The organism is Streptomyces sp. MB09-02B (assembly GCF_033794485.1).
Lineage (GTDB): Bacteria > Actinomycetota > Actinomycetes > Streptomycetales > Streptomycetaceae > Streptomyces.
In genome coordinates, this window is record NZ_JARGEE010000077.1 from 1 (window position 1) to 16843 (window position 16843).

Consider the following 16843-nt stretch of genomic DNA (forward strand, 5'->3'; position numbering starts at 1 on the left):
CATTCGGGGGTAAGGCAGGGGGTGGCGCCGGAAAACACACGCAGATGGGGAGGTCTCCGGCGCGCTTCCTGACGCCTCAGTAAGTTTCGGGAGCGTAATCTCCACCGAACCCGCACGGTCCGGTTACGGTGCGGGTCCTCGTGAACACGGTCTGGCCTGGGAAAACGTGAGCCTCGTTCAGCTCCACCGGGCCCGTCACACCCCTCGCGCGCGGCCGTGGAGCCGGTCACCGCCGGAGAGGATGGCCGCCGCCAGGGCGTCCGCCGCGCTCGTCGCCGCACCGGGACGCCGGCCGTGGACCAGCACGAAGTCGACCTCGCCGAGTTCCGGCAGCCCGGCCCGCTCCGGGACGCGGACCAGACCAGGGGGCACCAGACGACGGGAATGCGCCATCACGCCGAGGCCCGCGCGGGCGGCGGCGACGAGGCCGTTGAGGCTGCCGCTGGTGCAGGCGATCCGCCAGGCGCGGCCCTCGCGCTCCAGTGCCTCCAGGGCGAGGGCGCGGGTGATGCCCGGCGGTGGGTAGACGATCAGCGGGACGGGGCGGTCGGCGTCGAGGCGGAGCCGCTCCGCGCCGATCCACACCAGGCGGTCCGTCCAGACGGGTTCGCCGCGGGGGTCCTCCGGGCGGCGCTTGGCCAGCACCAGATCGAGCTTGCCCGCCGCGAGCCGCTCGTGCAGCGTGCCCGACAGCTCGACGGTCAGCTCCAGGTCCACCTCGGGATGGTCGTGCCGGAAGGCCTCCAAAATCTCCGGGAGCCGGGTCAGCACGAAGTCCTCCGAGGCGCCGAACCGCAGCCGTCCGCGCAGCCGGGTCCCGGTGAAGAACGCCGTCGCCTGCTCGTGCACCTCCAGCAGCCGCCGGGCGAAGCCGAGCATCGCCTCGCCGTCCTCCGTCAGCTCCACGGAGTGCGTGTCCCGGGAGAACAGCTGCCGCCCGGTCGCGTCCTCCAGCCGGCGCACATGCTGGCTGACCGTGGACTGCCGCAGCCCCAGCCGCCGGGCGGCCTGGGTGAAGCTCAGGGTCTGCGCGACGGCCAGGAAGGTACGCAGCTGGGAGGGGTCGTACACGATCGCCACCCTACCCGCTTATCGTGGAACGCGATGACAGTCAGAGCGGTATGAAGGATTCCCGATCAAGGGTCGGGAGAGGACGATGGAGAGGGGCCTTCCGGCCCCTGACGCACCCTCATCGAAAGTACGTGGAGCACCGTGAAACGCCTCAAGTGGCCGAGTTGGATGCCGATCGACCCGTACATCCTGTTGCTGCTCGGAACGGTGGGCGTCGCGGCGCTCCTCCCGGCGCGGGGTACGGCCGCCGAGGTCGCCTCGGGGGCGTCCACGGCCGCGATCGCCTTCCTCTTCTTCCTCTACGGCGCCCGGCTCTCCACCCGCGAGGCCCTCGACGGCCTCAAGCACTGGCGGCTCCACGTCACCGTCCTGGCCTGCACGTTCGTCGTCTTCCCGCTGCTGGGCCTGGCGGCCCGCGGCCTCGAACCGGTCTTTCTCGACCACTCCCTCTACACCGGTCTGCTCTTCCTCACCCTCGTCCCGTCCACCATCCAGTCCTCCATCGCCTTCACCTCGATGGCCCGGGGCAACGTCCCCGCCGCGATCTGCGCGGGCTCCTTCTCCTCCCTCGCGGGCATCGTGATCACCCCGCTGCTCGCCGCGAGCCTGCTGGGCGGCAGCGCCGGCGGCTTCTCCGCCGACTCGCTGCTGAAGATCGTGCTCCAGTTGCTGGTGCCGTTCGTCGCGGGACAGCTCGCCCGCCGCTGGATCGGCGGCTTCGTCACCCGGCACAAGCGGATCCTCGGCCTCGTCGACCGGGGCTCCATCCTCCTTGTCGTCTACGTCGCCTTCAGCGAGGGCATGGTGCGCGGCATCTGGAGCCAGGTCAGCCCGCTGCGACTCGCCGGACTGCTCGTCGTGGAGGCGGTCCTGCTCGCGGTGATGCTGCTGCTCACCTGGTACGGCGCGAAGGCGCTGCGCTTCGACCGGGCGGACCGGGTCGCCATCCAGTTCGCCGGCTCCAAGAAGTCCCTCGCCTCCGGACTGCCCATGGCGAGCGTCCTGTTCGGCCCCGAGGCCTCGCTCGCCGTCCTGCCGCTGATGCTGTTCCACCAGATGCAGCTCATGGTCTGCGCGGTCATCGCCAAGCGCCGCGCCCACGACCCGGTGGAGGAGCCGGCGGTCACGGAGCAGCCAGACGAAGCGATACGAACCGCGGTCGGTACAGGGACACGTTCCGCGTGATGTGCAGCTGCGCCGCCGCCGCGTCTGCGTCCAGCCAGTTGACGTCGTAGCTGAGCACCAGCCGCCCGTCGTCGACCGCCCGGTGCGCCTGCGGGTTGTACGCCGCGACGCCGCTGTTCGGCAGCGGCGGACTGAAGCCCTTGGTGGGCCCGTGCCAGGGCCCGGCGGGGGAGCAGGCCCAGTACGCCGTCACGGTCGTCAGCCCCGCCGTCCCGGCGGCCATGGTGAACAGCACATACGTGCGCCCGTCCCGGACGACGGTGAAGGCACTGCCCACCCCCTTGTCCTCACCGTTGCCGAGCACCGCCTCCGGCCGCCCCCGCACCGCCCACCGTTTCCCGTCCCAGTACTCCCACGCCCCCGGCTCCCCGAGCCGGCCGCGCGGCACCCGAGCCACGTAGGCGTGGGAGGCCGGCCGGGAGGCGGCCTGGGCGTCGGTGCCGCCGAAGACGTACGTCCACTCGCCCGCGTCCACGGCCGTCGTCCCGAACAGCACCCGCCGGGCCGGATCGGCGACCGCCTCCTGGTCCAGCACCGTCGTGATGCCCTCCAGGCGCAGGTCGGGCAGCGACAGGGTGGCGACCTCGGTCGCGGTGGGCACCCCGTAGATCCACGGCGACCGTCCCGCCGTACGCGTCCACAACAGCACCCGTACGACCTTCTCGTCCGAGCCGGGGGAGCGGGGCTCGACCCGGGCGGCTACCGGCCAGCGCCACCGTTGCGGGCCCGGGTCCGGGAAGACGGGCGCCGGGAGCGTCGCTTCGAGACGGCCCGAAGTAGACATCACCACGGCCGAGTTGCGCACCAGGGGGGTCGAGACGTCCCGCCAGGTGACCGATTCGCCGGCCGGGTTGGGCGGCGGGAAGACCTGACCGAGATAGGTGTCCGAGAACAGCCACAGCACCCGGCCGTCCGGGAGCCGCACCGAGTGCGTGCCGTCGCCGCCCGTCCAGTCGTCGGTACGGGTCGCGTCGTCGCCGTACCGGGCGAACTCGCCGGTCAGGGCCGCGTCCGGGTCCCAGTCCCGGATCGTACGTGCCGTGCACGCGACGCCGCCCTCCCGGTCGTCGTCCGGGAGGGCGGTGAGCAGCACGGCGGCGAGGGCCAGGACCAGGGCCAGGATCAGGACCGGTCCCACCCCCGTCCGCTGTCGCACTCGCGCGTCGTCGGGCACGGAAGGGACGTTAGTGGCCCGCGTCCACCCGGTCCATGGGCAGTCGCAGGATCTCGCCGACCACGGCCCTGCGGGCCTGGATGCGGCGGTGCTGCGGGCCTGGAAGGCGACGGGGCGCGGGGCTGAAAAGCACGGGGCGCAGCCCCTGCTTTTCAGGGGCGCGGGGAACTGCGCGAGAAGCCACGCGCACGCGCACCCGGCGTCAAAACCGGTGGGCCCATGGCGCGCACCCGGCGGCAAAGGCGGAGCCCCCCGCGGCGCAGGGGGCGCTCCCCGCCGCAAGGGGCCCCGCCGCCGTGTCGCGGAGGCACCGCTCAGCCGCTCTGGTCGACCCCGGCCGCGGCCCGCAGAGCGACACGGTGCTCGCCCGCGTACACGTTCATGGAGGCCCCCCTCAGGAACCCCACCAGCGTCAACCCGGTCTCCGCCGCCAGGTCCACCGCTAGGGACGACGGCGCCGACACCGCCGCCAGCACCGGGATCCCCGCCATCACCGCCTTCTGCGCCAGCTCGAACGAGGCCCGCCCCGACACCAGCAGCACGGCCCTCGACAGCGGCAGCGCCCCGCTCTGCAGGGCCCGCCCCACCAGCTTGTCCACCGCGTTGTGCCGCCCGACGTCCTCCCGTACGTCGAGCAGTTCGCCGTCCTCGCTGAACAGGGCCGCCGCGTGCAGACCCCCGGTCCGGTCGAAGACCCGCTGGGCCGCGCGGAGCCGGTCGGGGAGGCCCGCGAGGAGGTCGGGGTCGAGCCGGACCGGGGGAGCGTCACCCCCGTGGGTGTCGTCGACGGCCCACCGGGCCGTCGTCCGGACGGCGTCCAGCGACGCCTTGCCGCACAGCCCGCAGGACGAGGTGGTGTAGACGTTGCGTTCGAGGGTGATGTCGGGGACGGCCACCCCGGGCGCGGTCCTCACGTCCACCACGTTGTACGTGTTGGAGCCTCCCCCACTCTCGGCTTCGCTCGAGCGGGAGGTGCCCCCACCCGTCGCGCCCGCGCAGTAGACGATGTTCTGCAGGTCCGACCGCTCGGCGAGTACCCCCTCGCTGACCAGGAACCCCGCCGCCAGGGCGAAGTCGTCGCCCGGGGTGCGCATGGTGATCGCGAGCGGCTTGCCGTTCAGCCGGATCTCCATCGGTTCCTCGGCGACGAGCGTGTCCGGGCGGGTGGAGACCGCGCCGTCCCGGATGCGGATCACCTTGCGTCGTTCCGTGACTCGTCCCATGTCGTGTCTCAGTCCCGGTTCTGTACGTGCTGGTAGCCGAAACGGCCCTTGATGCAGAGGTTGCCGTGAGTCACCGGGTTGTCGTGCGGCGAGGTGACCTTCACGATCTCATTGTCCTGCACATGGAGTGTGAGGTTGCAGCCCACACCGCAGTACGCGCACACCGTGGTCGTCTCCGTCTGCGCCGCCTCGTCCCAGGTGCCCGCCGCCCGCATGTCGAACTCCGACTTGAAGGACAGCGCGCCCGTCGGGCACACCTCGATGCAGTTGCCGCAGTACACGCACGCCGAGTCGGTGAGCGGGGCGTCGTGCTCCACGGCGATCCGGGCGTCGAAGCCCCGGCCCGCGACGGAGATCGCGAACGTGTTCTGCCACTGCTCCCCACAGGCGTCCACGCACTTGTAACACAGGATGCACTTGTCGTAGTCCCGGACGTAGAGCTCGTTGTCGACCTTCGGTTCCTCGTTCAGCCGGGCCGCGTCCGGGCCGAAGCGGTCCGGCTTCGCCTCGTACTCCTTGATCCATCCCGCGACCTTCGGGGTCGTCGAGAGGTCGACCGACGACGCGAGGAGTTCGAGGACGACCTTGCGGCTGTGCCGGGCGCGCTCGGTGTCCGTCCGCACCTCCATGCCGGGCTCGGCCTTGCGGGAGCAGGCCGGGACGAGGGTCCTGGCGCCCTCGACCTCCACGACACAGACCCGGCAGGCGTTCTTCGGGGTCAGGGTGTCGCCCTCGCACAGGGTGGGCACGTCCTTGCCGGCCGCCCGGCAGGCGTCCAGGATCGTCGAGCCCTCGGGCGCCCGCACCGGCTCCCCGTCGAGGGTGAACTCCAGCAGACGGCGCGGCACTCCCAGCGGGATCACGGTCATTCGTACGCCCCCAGACGGTCGATGGCGGATTCCACGGCGTTCCACGCGGTCTGTCCGAGACCGCAGATGGAGGCGTCCCGCATGGCGCGGCCGACCTCCCTGAGCAGGGCGATGTCCCCGGCCGCCGCCGCGCCGGTCCGCTCGGCGATCCGGTGCAGGGCCTCCTCCTGCCGTACGGTTCCGACCCGGCACGGCACGCACTGCCCGCAGGACTCGTCGCGGAAGAACTCCGCGATCCGCAGCAGCAGCCGGGGCAGCGGGACCGTGTCGTCGAAGGCCATCACCACCCCCGAGCCGAGCGTGGTGCCCGCCTCCCGCGTCCCCTCGAAGGTGAGCGGGATGTCCAGTTCGTCGGGCCGTACGAAACCACCGGCCGCGCCGCCGAGGAGGACGGCCCGCAGGCGGTCCCGCACCCCGGCGAGCGTCAGCAGCTCGCCGAGCGTGGCCCCGAAGGGCAGCTCGTAGATGCCGGGCCGGTCGACGCTGCCCGACACGCAGAACAGCTTCGGTCCGGTGGAGCGGGCGGTGCCGATCGCCGCGTACGCCGGGGCGCCCATGGTCAGGATCGGCAGGACGTTGACCAGCGTCTCGACGTTGTTCTCCACTGTCGGCTTGCCGAACAGTCCCTTCTCCACCGGGAACGGCGGCTTGGAGCGCGGCTCGCCCCGGTACCCCTCGATGGAGTTGAAGAGGGCCGTCTCCTCGCCGCAGATGTAGGCGCCGGCGCCCCGGCGGATCTCGATGTCGAAGGCGTACCCCTGCCCGAGGACGTCGCCGCCGAGCAGTCCCCGGGCGCGGGCCTGGGCGATGGCGCTCTCCAGGCGGCGCAGGGCCCGTGGGTACTCGCCGCGCAGATACAGATAGCCCTGGTGCGCGCCGGTCGCGTACGCCGCGATCGTCATCGCCTCGACCAGGGAGAACGGGTCGCCCTCCATGAGCACGCGGTCCTTGAAGGTGCCCGGCTCGGACTCGTCCGCGTTGCAGACCACGTAGTGCGGATGGTCGGGCTGGGAGGCCGTGGCCTGCCACTTCCGGCCGGTGGGGAAGGCGGCGCCGCCGCGCCCGACCAGGCCGGAGTCGGTGACCTCGCGGATGACTCCGGCGGGGCCGAGCTCGAAGGCCCGGCGCAGGGCCGTGTAGCCGCCGTGGGCGCGGTAGTCGTCGAGGGAGGACGGGTCGACGACGCCGACCCGGCCCAGCAGGGTCAACGAGGGGTCTCCGGCCTGGGGCACCGCCATGGCGGCCGGGGGTTCCTCGTCCGCCGAGTCGGGCGCGCTCGCCGCGAGGACGGCCGCCTCGACGGTCGCGGGCGCCGCGACCGCCGTACGCACCGGGTCCCCCGCCTTGATCGCGAGCGCCGCCGGCGCCCGCTCGCACAGCCCGAGGCACGGGCTCCGCTGCACACTCACCCCGCTGCCGAGGCCCAGCCGTGACTCGACCCCGGCGCACAGGTCGGCCGCCCCGGTGGCGGCGCAGGCCAGGTCCGTGCAGACGTGCAGCACGGTCGCGGGGCGCGGCTTGACCGAGAACATGGCGTAGAACGTGGCCACGCCGTACGCCTCCGCCGGCGGCACGGTCAACCGTCGGCAGAGGTAGTCCAGCGCGCCCTCGCTGATCCAGCCGATCCGGTCGTTGATCGCGTGCAGCCCCGGCAACAGCAGGTCACGGCGCTCCCGGGCCTCCCGGCCGCCGCGCGCCCATCGCAGGTCGGCGTCTGAACGGTCCGCGCCCTCCCAGGAGGACTCAGGCGGCCCGAGCAGCGCGTCGACCGCCGCCTTCTCCTCGTCCGTCGGTTTGCTGTCACCGAAGTGCAGGTCCACTCTGTGTCACCTCACGATGGTCGCGACGGGCAGCTTCTCGATCCGGATCGCCGACGCCTTGAACTCCGCCGTCCCCGCGATCGGGCAGTTGGCCTCGATCGTCAGCTGGTTGGTGTCCACCTCGTCGGGAAAGTGCATGGTCATGAAGGCGAGGCCCGGCCGCAGTCCGAGATCGATCCACACCGGCGCCGTCACCGACCCGCGCCGCGAGGAGACCTGGACCTCCTCGCCCACCGTGACCCCGTACCGCTCGGCGTCCTCCGGGCACAGCTCGATGTACTCCCCGCGCCGCAGCGGTGAGGCGTAACCGCCGCTCTGCACACCGGTGTTGTACGAGTCGAGGCGCCGCCCGGTGGTCAGCCGGATGGGAAACTGCTCGTCCGTCAGATCCACCGGCGGGTCGTGCTGGACGATCCCGAAGGGTGCGAGCCTGCCCCGCCGTGCCGGGTCCGGATCCCACAACCGTCCGTGCAGATAGCTCGGTTCGAGACCGTCGGTGTCCGGGCAGGGCCACTGGATGCCCTGGTGCTCCTCCAGCCGCTCGTAGGTCATGCCGTAGTGGTCCGGCGACACGGAGCGCAGCTCGTTCCAGACGGCCTCGGCGTCGGCGTACTTCCAGTCGTGCCCGAGCCGGGAGGCGAGGTCGCAGAGGATGTCGATGTCCTCGCGGGCCTCCCCGGGCGGGGTGACCGCCTTGCGCACCCGCTGGACCCGGCGTTCGCTGTTGGTGGTCGTGCCGTCCGTCTCCGCCCACCCGGCGGTCGCGGGCAGCACGACATCGGCCAGCTCGGCGGTCTTCGTCAGGAAGATGTCCTGCACGACGAGGAAGTCCAGCTCCCTCATGCGCCGGACGGCCTGCTCGCTGTCGGCCTCGGACTGCGCCGGGTTCTCCCCGATGCAGTACACGGCCTTCAGGGAGCCCTCCTCCATGGCCTCGAACATCTCCGTCAGGTTCAGCCCGTGGTGCGGCTGGATGACGGTGTCCCACGCCGACTCGAACTTCAGCCGTGACTCGGGGTCGAGGATGTCCTGGAAGCCGGGCAGCCGGTTGGGGATGGCGCCCATGTCGCCGCCGCCCTGCACGTTGTTCTGGCCGCGCAGCGGCTGCAGCCCGGAGGCGTAGCGGCCCACGTGGCCGGTCAGCAGCGAGAGGTTGATCAGCGCACGGACGTTGTCGGTGCCGTTGTGGTGCTCGGTGATGCCGAGCGTCCAGCACAGCTGGGCCCGCTCGGCGCGGGCGTACGCGTGCGCCAACTCCCGTATGGCGGCGGCCGGTACGCCCGTCACCTTCTCCGCGAGGGAGAGCGTCCAGGGCTCGACGAGCGCCCGGTACTCCTCGAAACCGGTGGTGGCCCGCTCGATGAACGCCTCGTTGGCGAGGCCCGCGTGGATGATCTCGCGGCCGATCGCGTGTGCCATCGGGATGTCGGTGCCGACGTTCAGCCCCAGCCAGCTCTCCGCCCACTCGGCGGTGGACGTGCGGCGGGGGTCGACCGCGTACATCCGGGCGCCGTTCCGTATCCCCTTCAGCACGTGCTGGAAGAAGATCGGGTGCGCGAAGCGGGCGTTGGAGCCCCACATCACGATGACGTCGGTGTGCTCGATCTCCTCGTAGGAGGAGGTGCCGCCACCCGAGCCGAAGGCGGCCGACAGGCCGGCGACGCTCGGCGCGTGACAGGTGCGGTTGCAGGAGTCGACGTTGTTGGTGCCCATGACCACGCGGGCGAACTTCTGCGCCACGTAGTTCATCTCGTTGGTGGCGCGGGCGCAGGAGAACATGCCGAACGCGCCGCGGTTGCGCTCGATGCCCCGGGCGGCCCGGTCCAGTGCCTCCTCCCAACTCGCCTGCCGGAAGGGCTCGTCGCGGGAGTCGCGGACGAGGGGATGGGTGAGCCGGGTGTAGGTCTTCGGTTGCCGTTTCTGGCGGTTCTGCCGGTTCTTCACGCGGCGCTCCTCAGCGCGAGCAGGTCCGAGATGGCGTGGACGGTGCGGAGTGTGGGCACCTCGACGCCTGTGATGTCCGCCAGTTCGACGACGGCGGCAAGGAGGACGTCGAGTTCCAGCGGTTTGCCGCGCTCCAGGTCCTGGAGCGTGGAGGTGCGGTGGTCGCCGACGCGTTCCGCGCCGGCCATCCGCCGTTCGATGGAGACCCCGACCTCGCAGCCGAGGGCCTCGGCGACGGCCAGCGTCTCGGCCATCATCGTCTCGATGACCTTGCGGGTGCCGCCGTGCAGACACATCTGCCGCATGGTCGCGCGGGCCAGGGCGCTGATCGGGTTGAACGAGATGTTGCCGAGCAGTTTGATCCAGATGTCGCCCCGGATGTCGGGCTCCACCGGGCACTTCAGACCGCCCGCGACCATGGCCTCGCTGAACGCCCGACAGCGCGCCGAGACCGTACGGTCGGGCTCGCCGATGGAGAAGCGGGTGCCTTCCAGATGCCGTACGACGCCCGGTCCTTCGAGTTCGGTGGCCGCGTAGACGACACAGCCGACGGCCCGTTCGGGCGCGAGCACCGCACTGACCGCGCCGTCGGGGTCCACGCTCTCGACGCGGTGGCCGTCGTGCGGGCCGCCGTGCCGGTGGAAGTACCACCAGGGGATGCCGTTCTGGGCGGCGATCACCGCCGTGGTGCCGTGCAGCAGGGGCTCGATCAGCGGCCCGCACGCCGCGTACGAGTTGGCCTTGAGGCCGAGGAACACGAAGTCGACCGGGCCGATCTCGGCCGGGTCGTCGGTGGCGTGGGCGCGGGCGGTGAAGTCCCCGCGCGAGCTGAGCACGCGCACCCCGTCCCGCCTCATGGCCGCGAGATGCGGTCCACGGGCGACGAGATGCGTGTCCGCGCCGGCGCGGTGGAGCGCGGCGCCGACATAGGCGCCGATCGCACCGGCGCCGAGAACTGCGACTTTCATGGTGAGGGAGCTCCGTTCGGTCGAGGGATACCGCGGAGATGGCGCACTGTTCGAACTGTGTCGACGAAATATTGTCTACAGTATGGAAGTTGGGTCGACAAGACTTCGCGCAACGACCGGGCAAGGCATTACTCGGACATGAAGGTGGCCGGTACGCGAAGGCGAGCGCGGCCGGGGGAACGACCGTTCGGCGCGCGGTGGATACCGTTCATCGCACACGGTCGACGTGCCGCCTTCTCAACTCCCCCTGCCACTCCCTACCGTCCGGGATCATGAGTCCCCCCGTCGCACCTCCGGGCTGGAGCCGCTGGCTCGTCCCCCCGGCCGCACTCTCCGTACATCTCTCCATCGGACAGGCCTACGCCTGGAGCGTGTTCAAGCCGCCGCTCGAATCCGCCCTCGGCCTCAGCGGCACCCAGAGCGCCCTGCCGTTCCAGCTGGGCATCGTCATGCTCGGCCTGTCCGCCGCGTTCGGCGGCACCCTCGTCGAGCGCAACGGGCCGCGCTGGGCGATGACGGTGGCGCTGATCTGCTTCTCCTCCGGCTTCCTGCTCGCCTCCCTCGGCGCGGCAACCGAGCAGTACTGGCTGATCGTCTTCGGCTACGGCTTCGTCGGCGGCATCGGTCTCGGCATCGGCTACATCTCGCCCGTCTCGACCCTGATCAAATGGTTCCCGGACCGGCCCGGCATGGCCACCGGCATCGCGATCATGGGCTTCGGCGGCGGCGCGCTGATCGCCTCGCCCTGGTCCGCCCAGATGCTGGAGTCCTTCGGCTCCGACTCCTCCGGCATCGCCCTCGCCTTCCTGGTGCACGGACTGTCCTACGCCGTGTTCATGCTGCTCGGCGTGCTGCTGGTCCGGGTGCCGCGCACGGAGCGGCCGGTCGACAGCGGACCGAGCGTCCTCGCGGGCCCGCAGGTCTCGGCCCGCAACGCCATCCGCACGCCGCAGTTCTGGTGCCTGTGGGTCATCCTCTGCATGAACGTGTCCGCGGGCATCGGCATCCTGGAGAAGGCCGCCCCGATGATCACGGACTTCTTCGCCGACTCCTCCACCCCGGTCACCGTCACCGCGGCCGCCGGTTTCGTCGCGCTGCTCTCCGCGGCGAACATGACCGGCCGTATCGTCTGGTCCTCGACGTCCGACCTCATCGGACGCAAGAACATCTACCGCGTCTACCTCGGCGTCGGCGCGCTGATGTATCTGCTGATCGCGCTGTTCGGCGACGCGTCCAAGCCGCTGTTCGTCGTCTGCGCCCTGGTGATCCTCTCCTTCTACGGCGGCGGCTTCGCCACCATCCCCGCCTATCTGAAGGACCTCTTCGGCACCTACCAGGTCGGCGCCATCCACGGCCGGCTGCTCACCGCCTGGTCCACGGCCGGTGTCCTCGGGCCGCTGATCGTCAACTGGATCGCCGACCGGCAGGAGGAGGCCGGCAAGTCCGGCTCCGACCTCTACGGCACGTCCTTCTTCATCATGATCGGGCTGCTCGTCATCGGCTTCGTCGCCAACGAGCTGGTCCGCCCCGTCCACCCCCGCTTCCACATCCCCGCCCCGAGGGAGGCCGCCGATGTCGTCCAGCGACAGCAGTCCGAACCCGCCTGACCGGCGCCCCCTGATCGTCTTCGCGTGGATCTGGGTGGGCGTACCGCTCGCCTACGGACTGTACGAACTCGTACGGAAGGCGACGCAACTCTTCACCGGGTGAGCCCGCGACCGCTGTGCCAATGCTGATGCCGATGCCGGTGCCGGTGCCGGTGCCGGTGCAAGGGTCGGTGCCGGCGCCGATGCTGAGGGACCCGGCCCCGGCCCCGGCGGCCCCGGCCCCGGCATCGGCACCGGCACACTCACGTCGCGGACCGGTTCTCGGGGGCCGTCGGCTGATGCGCCGTCACGGCGGTGGGGTGGGTGACGGCGGCGCTGTCGCGCCGGACGCCGGAGCCGGCCGTGGGCCGGTCGGGGGCGGCGCGGTCCAGCCAGAGCAGCAGGAGCCCGAGCGCGCAGGCGAGCGCCGGCCAGTAGACATAGCGGTAGTTCGTCGCCGGCACGATGGGCAGGTAGCCGAGCACGTAGGCCAGCGAGCTGATGCCCAGCGCCCGGATCGGCAGGGAGAACCTCCCCCTGCCCGGCCGGACGGCGAGCACGAGCGCGACGGCGAGCCAGAACCACCCCCGGAAGAGCGGCCGCAGGTCGGTGGCCGCGCCGTTGACGTACGAGGCGAGGGTGGCTTCCAGTCGGGGGCGGGTCACTTCGATGCCGAGGTCGTTGCCGAAGACCCCTGGCTGGTACACGTAGCCCGTCTCGAAGAGCAGGGCGGTGAAGACCCGCAGCCGGTACTGGAGATAGCCGGAGACGTGTCCGCGCATCTCGTGCAGCCACAGGGAGGTGAGCTGGTCCGCGTCCCGGGACAGTCCGTCCGGCGCGCGTTCGTAGCAGGCCCAGTAGGCGTCCGACAGGGCGTCGACGCGGTCGCACTCCTCGGCGGCGGCCACCAGGCGGTCCCGCAGCTCCGGCCGGACGTCGGCCGACCGCAGTTCCTCCACGGTCAGGACGTGGACGAGGTCGTCGAGCACGATCTGCGCGCCCTGGTTCGTCTGCACGGGCCGCGCGAGCAGGGAGATCGCCGCGGCGGGCAGCACGACGCCGGCCACCAGCGCCGCCGTGCAGGCGGCCCACGTACGGCGCCCGGGGGAGTGCCACAGCGCGAGGACGAGCAGGACGAACATCGGGATGGCGGCGAGGAAGGCGTTCTTGCGCACGAGCACGGCGTAGGCGAGGAAGAACACGCCGAGCGAGAGCAGACCCCAGCGCATCCTGGGGGACAGGCCGCGGTCCCGCAGCCGCAGCCCGACGAACGCCACCGCGCAGGCCGCCAGCAGCGCGCAGGCCGCGTGCACGTCCTTCCACACCACGCCGACGAACGTGAGAACGGGGGGAGTCAACCCGAGGCCGAGGACGGCGAGCGAACCGGCACGGCTCCTGGTCATCCCCCAGACGCACCGGGCGAGCACCCACAACGCGCCCCAGAGGACGACGGACTGGAGGGCGGCCATGGACGCGGGCGTGCCGGTGACGGCGATCAGCGCGCGCCACAGCAGGCTCAGCACGGGCGGGTGCCAGTCGGTCAGCGGCGTCCTGCCCATGGCCTGCCGGAGCTGGTCGATGCTGTCGGGACTCATGAACCCGGGGGTGAAGACGATGGTCGTGGCCACGCAACACGCCACGGCGACAGCGGTCAGCCACCAGATCCAGTGCTTTTCGCCCCGAATGTGCACCTTTTGTCCCATGTGGCGGATGCTAACAGCGTCGACGGGACCGTACGGGTCAGGGCGCGGCGCGGGTCAGGGCGCGACGAAGACGTAGCGGCGGTAGGTGAAGAAGCGGAACAGGGTGGCCAGGACCCAGCCGAGGACGCGGGCCGCGTTGTCGCTGCCCATCGATTCCAGCCCGAGCAGCTGCCGCGAGGCGAAGACCGTGCCCGCGGTGATGGCGACACCGACCACGTTCACGAACAGGAACAGTGCCAGTTCCTGCGTCATGTTCGCGCGATGCCGGTGGCGGTAGGTCCAGTAGCGGTTCCCCGCCCAGCTGAAGAGCGCCGCGGCGGTCGTCGCCGCGACGGAGGCCCGCACGGGGGCGGCCCCCATCACCCCGCCCTCCGTGCCGCCGGGAAGGCCGAACACCAGCAGGTTGTAGCCGCCGTTGTCCACCACGAAGGCCAGCGCCCCGACGACCCCGAACTTGGCGGCCTCGCGCCAGACGCCCCGGACGGCGTCACGCACACGCAGCGCCATGGATACGAGGACCAGCACACGGCGAGAGTAACGACCCGGCGCGTCCCGACCGTCCGGACGCGCCCATAACGCATTATTTCCTATCGTCATCCGAAATTCCGTCGTTCATTCGACGCCGGGTCAGGTAGGGAGTGGCCGTGCAACCGACGATCGCGTGTGTCGTGCCGTGTCACAACGAGGAGGCCGCCGTCGGCAAGGTGGTGCGCGACTTGCGGATGGCGCTCCCCGAGGCGGACATCTACGTGTACGACAACGCCTCGACCGACCGCACGGTGCAGGTCGCCCGTGAGGCGGGTGCGATCGTCCGCGAGGAACCGCGCAAGGGAAAGGGCAACGTCATCCGGCGGGCCTTCGCCGACGTCGACGCGGACGCCCTGCTCCTCATCGACGGTGACGACACCTACGACGCGTCCCGGGCGCGCGACCTGGTGAACCTGCTCTTCGAAGGGCCGTACGACCAGGTGGTCGGCGCACGCCGCGAGACGGCCAGCGCCGCCTACCGGGTGGGGCACGCGACCGGCAACAGACTGCTCACCGGCGCGGTGCGGTCCCTGTTCGGCAACGACGTGACCGACATGCTGAGCGGCTACCGCGTCTTCTCACGCCGCTTCGTCAAGTCCTTCCCGGCGCTGGCCCGCCAGTTCGAGACCGAGACCGAGATGACCATCCACGCCCTCCACCTCCGGCTCCCCACGGCCGAGGTGGAGGTGGACTACCGGGTCAGGCCCGCCGGGAGCGAGAGCAAACTGCGCACCTTCCGGGACGGCTGGCGCATCCTGCGGGTCATCCTCGATCTCGCCCGGCGCGAGCGGCCCTCGCTCGTCCACACCGTGGTCGCGGGAGTCCTGGCCTTCGCCTCGGTCGTCCTCGGCATCCCCGTCATCGCCGACTTCATCCGCACGGGCACCGTGCCCCGCATCCCCACGGCGATCCTCGCCGCCGCGATCATGACGATCGCGGTGCTCGTCCTGCTCGTCGGGTACATCCTGGAGTCCGTGATGCACATGCGTCAGGAACACTCCCGCCTCGTGCACCTCGCCTACGCGGCGCCGGGCCGCCCACCGCGCTACACCGGCCACCGGCCCGGCACCGGTCCCGTCCCCGCCAGGAACGTCTCGGGCCGTCGTTAGCACGGGGGCTCACGACCCGTCAGCGTCGTCCGCCGGCCTCCCAGTCGTGGACCTCGACGTCGGCGTACCGGTCCGCGGTCAGGACGGCGCGTGCCGTGTCCGGGTCCGGGGCCCTGAGCAGCACCGCCGTCCCCAGCCAGGTGCTGCCGTCGTCGGACAGCAGTGGCCCGAAGGCGATCAGATCGTCCCGGTCGGACGGTACGTCGACGTCGGCGGCCGGCCCCGATCCCAGGCCGAGCACCAGGTAACGGTCGCTGCCGCTCGGGCCACCGGGGAACTCCCACATGGTGCGCCCCAGCAGGTTCCGCCACCGGCGCAGCAGCACGTCCCGGTACGCGCCGGCCTGGTAGTTGGGTTCGTCGAAGGCGAACGCGCGGGCGGCCGCGGGATCGGGCAGGTCGACGATGTGCACGCTGCCGGTGGGCGTTTCGCCGTCACCGGCGAACGTCGGTCCGCGCGCGATCAGCTCCTTCTCGTACCCGTCCATGTAGGACCAGTGCTCCTCCAGCAGTTCCTCGCGCAAGGGGAGGGATCCGAGTCGGTCGCGGTGGTAGCAGAAGTACTCCATGGCCCAGACCCTCCCCGACATCCGACGGCAGCTCAACGGACTTTCGTGCGGAGGGCGGCGGCGTACGGCCCCACGCGGTCCGCGACGGTATCCCAGGGACCCTGTGTAACCGCAGGTCAGGTGGGCTGGGATGGTTCCATGGCGCTCGATGGGCCGTCGGCTGTTGCGCCTGCCGGCCGTGACCGCTGATGCTCTTGGTGTCGCACCGACCGGGGCCGGGCCGACCAGCCGGCCTCGTCGGGGCATCCATGTCCACGCATCACTCACTCATTCACGGGGGGAACACCCATGTCCATGCGTATCCGTACAAGCGCTCTCACCGCGCTCGCCGTCGCCGCCCTCGCGGCGGGCTCGGTCCTGACGGCGCCGGCCGCCGGCGCCGCGACGCAGCCCGCCGCGCCGAAGTTCCTGTCGGCGTCCCAGCTGCCGCCGCACCCGTCGTCGTCCTGGACCGCCGGGCCGGTCACCGAGGGGGTCCCGGCGTCGCTCGACCTCTGCTTCCACACAGAGAACGTGCCCGACTACGACTACCGGCACCGGGAGTTCCGGACCGACGTGGACACTGGCGCCGTGCAGCTGACCGTCGTGGCGAGCACACCCGCTCTGGCCAAGGGCCTGGCTAAGCACTACGACGACCTGTTCCGCACCTGCGCCGACCGTCTCGAGGAGGCCTCGCCCGACGTGGACACCGAGGGCAGGGACTTCGGCACGCTGCCGGTCGAGGAGGGCGCCCACGTCCGCGGCGTGAACATCGAGACGTCGGGGGGTGCCAACGACGTCGCCCTGATGTCGGTGGGCCGTGACGGCAAGACCGTCACCGTCGTCCAGTGGCAGCAGATGGGCGACTTCACCGGCGCGCCCGTGGCCGCCTTCAAGAAGACCACGACCACGGCTGTCAACAAGCTGTACTGACCGGTCCGCACCGCACCGGAAACGCGCCGGGGCCGCCCTTCCCAGACCTGTGCTGGGAAGGGCGGCCCCGAAACGGTCGTGCCCCGGAGCGGAGACCGAACGAAGCGCGCACCTGCAGCGTCTGAGGACAGTGACAGTCAGTGACAGGGACGGGCGCGGACGGGGAAGCGGTCGGGGCGGCAA

At 71.3% G+C, this 16843-nt stretch carries 16 protein-coding genes; 5 read left to right on the top strand and 11 right to left on the bottom strand.

The features are described from left to right. Positions 1-195: 195 nt before the first annotated feature. On the bottom strand, positions 196-1071 hold the full coding sequence (locus P1P70_RS13910) for a LysR substrate-binding domain-containing protein (RefSeq protein WP_319237148.1): 876 nt from the start codon (positions 1069-1071) through the stop codon (positions 196-198). Between the two features lie 141 nt (positions 1072-1212). Here P1P70_RS13910 and P1P70_RS13915 point away from each other — a divergent pair, with 141 nt between their 5' ends. Then, the gene (locus tag P1P70_RS13915) at positions 1213-2256 is read left to right on the top strand and encodes a bile acid:sodium symporter family protein (protein WP_319237149.1); all 1044 of its coding nucleotides are present in this window, start codon (positions 1213-1215) and stop codon (positions 2254-2256) included. Here P1P70_RS13915 and P1P70_RS13920 read toward each other — a convergent pair. The 7 genes from P1P70_RS13920 to P1P70_RS13950 all read right to left on the bottom strand — a co-directional run bounded on the left by P1P70_RS13920 (position 2195) and on the right by P1P70_RS13950 (position 10254). After that, entirely contained in the window at positions 2195-3430 is a 1236-nt protein-coding gene (locus P1P70_RS13920; RefSeq protein WP_319237150.1) for a hypothetical protein, read from the bottom strand. The genes P1P70_RS13915 and P1P70_RS13920 overlap by 62 nt on opposite strands. Before the next feature lie 10 nt (positions 3431-3440). Further along, a complete protein-coding gene (locus P1P70_RS13925; RefSeq protein WP_319237151.1) occupies positions 3441-3563 on the bottom strand; it encodes a hypothetical protein in 123 nt (40 codons plus the stop codon). Positions 3564-3744: 181 nt separating this feature from the next. Next, entirely contained in the window at positions 3745-4653 is a 909-nt protein-coding gene (gene fdhD, locus P1P70_RS13930) for a formate dehydrogenase accessory sulfurtransferase FdhD (RefSeq protein WP_319237152.1), read from the bottom strand. 8 nt (positions 4654-4661) lie between these two features. Continuing rightward, positions 4662-5522 (bottom strand): 2Fe-2S iron-sulfur cluster-binding protein, encoded by an 861-nt coding sequence (locus P1P70_RS13935; RefSeq protein ID WP_319237153.1) that lies wholly within the window; start codon positions 5520-5522, stop codon positions 4662-4664. Further along, on the bottom strand, positions 5519-7342 hold the full coding sequence (locus P1P70_RS13940) for an NAD(P)H-dependent oxidoreductase subunit E (protein WP_319237154.1): 1824 nt from the start codon (positions 7340-7342) through the stop codon (positions 5519-5521). The genes P1P70_RS13935 and P1P70_RS13940 overlap by 4 nt, the downstream gene beginning before the upstream one ends. A gap of 6 nt (positions 7343-7348) precedes the next feature. Beyond that, positions 7349-9286: a molybdopterin oxidoreductase family protein gene (locus P1P70_RS13945; RefSeq protein WP_319237155.1), complete on the bottom strand. Its 1938-nt coding sequence runs from the start codon at positions 9284-9286 to the stop codon at positions 7349-7351. After that, complete coding sequence (locus P1P70_RS13950) at positions 9283-10254, bottom strand: 2-dehydropantoate 2-reductase (protein ID WP_319237156.1); 972 nt, start codon at positions 10252-10254, stop codon at positions 9283-9285. The genes P1P70_RS13945 and P1P70_RS13950 overlap by 4 nt, the downstream gene beginning before the upstream one ends. A 272-nt stretch (positions 10255-10526) precedes the next feature. Here P1P70_RS13950 and P1P70_RS13955 point away from each other — a divergent pair, with 272 nt between their 5' ends. After that, the gene (locus tag P1P70_RS13955) at positions 10527-11861 is read left to right on the top strand and encodes an OFA family MFS transporter (protein WP_319237157.1); all 1335 of its coding nucleotides are present in this window, start codon (positions 10527-10529) and stop codon (positions 11859-11861) included. Then, a complete protein-coding gene (locus P1P70_RS13960) occupies positions 11827-11964 on the top strand; it encodes an MFS transporter small subunit (RefSeq protein ID WP_005482503.1) in 138 nt (45 codons plus the stop codon). The genes P1P70_RS13955 and P1P70_RS13960 overlap by 35 nt, the downstream gene beginning before the upstream one ends. A 139-nt stretch (positions 11965-12103) precedes the next feature. Here the strand turns inward: P1P70_RS13960 and P1P70_RS13965 are convergent, their stop codons facing one another. Then, positions 12104-13543: a hypothetical protein gene (locus tag P1P70_RS13965; RefSeq protein WP_319237158.1), complete on the bottom strand. Its 1440-nt coding sequence runs from the start codon at positions 13541-13543 to the stop codon at positions 12104-12106. A gap of 54 nt (positions 13544-13597) precedes the next feature. After that, the gene (locus tag P1P70_RS13970) at positions 13598-14068 is read right to left on the bottom strand and encodes a GtrA family protein (protein ID WP_319237159.1); all 471 of its coding nucleotides are present in this window, start codon (positions 14066-14068) and stop codon (positions 13598-13600) included. 113 nt (positions 14069-14181) lie between these two features. Here P1P70_RS13970 and P1P70_RS13975 point away from each other — a divergent pair, with 113 nt between their 5' ends. Then, complete coding sequence (locus tag P1P70_RS13975) at positions 14182-15180, top strand: glycosyltransferase family 2 protein (protein ID WP_319237160.1); 999 nt, start codon at positions 14182-14184, stop codon at positions 15178-15180. A gap of 19 nt (positions 15181-15199) precedes the next feature. On the opposite strand, the gene P1P70_RS13980 is transcribed toward P1P70_RS13975, so the two are convergent. Then, positions 15200-15748: a YciI family protein gene (locus P1P70_RS13980; RefSeq protein ID WP_319237161.1), complete on the bottom strand. Its 549-nt coding sequence runs from the start codon at positions 15746-15748 to the stop codon at positions 15200-15202. Positions 15749-16036: 288 nt separating this feature from the next. Here P1P70_RS13980 and P1P70_RS13985 point away from each other — a divergent pair, with 288 nt between their 5' ends. Continuing rightward, positions 16037-16660: a hypothetical protein gene (locus tag P1P70_RS13985; RefSeq protein ID WP_319237162.1), complete on the top strand. Its 624-nt coding sequence runs from the start codon at positions 16037-16039 to the stop codon at positions 16658-16660. Positions 16661-16843: the final 183 nt, after the last annotated feature.

Bases quoted from the DNA above. Each gene is read 5' to 3' on its own strand.
- fdhD (WP_319237152.1), bottom strand. From the start codon at position 4,653: ATGGGACGAGTCACGGAACGACGCAAGGTGATCCGCATCCGGGACGGC.
- P1P70_RS13955 (WP_319237157.1), top strand. From the start codon at position 10,527: ATGAGTCCCCCCGTCGCACCTCCGGGCTGGAGCCGCTGGCTCGTCCCC.
- P1P70_RS13960 (WP_005482503.1), top strand. From the start codon at position 11,827: ATGTCGTCCAGCGACAGCAGTCCGAACCCGCCTGACCGGCGCCCCCTG.
- P1P70_RS13935 (WP_319237153.1), bottom strand. From the start codon at position 5,522: ATGACCGTGATCCCGCTGGGAGTGCCGCGCCGTCTGCTGGAGTTCACC.
- P1P70_RS13980 (WP_319237161.1), bottom strand. From the start codon at position 15,748: ATGGAGTACTTCTGCTACCACCGCGACCGACTCGGATCCCTCCCCTTG.
- P1P70_RS13965 (WP_319237158.1), bottom strand. From the start codon at position 13,543: ATGGGACAAAAGGTGCACATTCGGGGCGAAAAGCACTGGATCTGGTGG.
- P1P70_RS13950 (WP_319237156.1), bottom strand. From the start codon at position 10,254: ATGAAAGTCGCAGTTCTCGGCGCCGGTGCGATCGGCGCCTATGTCGGC.
- P1P70_RS13985 (WP_319237162.1), top strand. From the start codon at position 16,037: ATGTCCATGCGTATCCGTACAAGCGCTCTCACCGCGCTCGCCGTCGCC.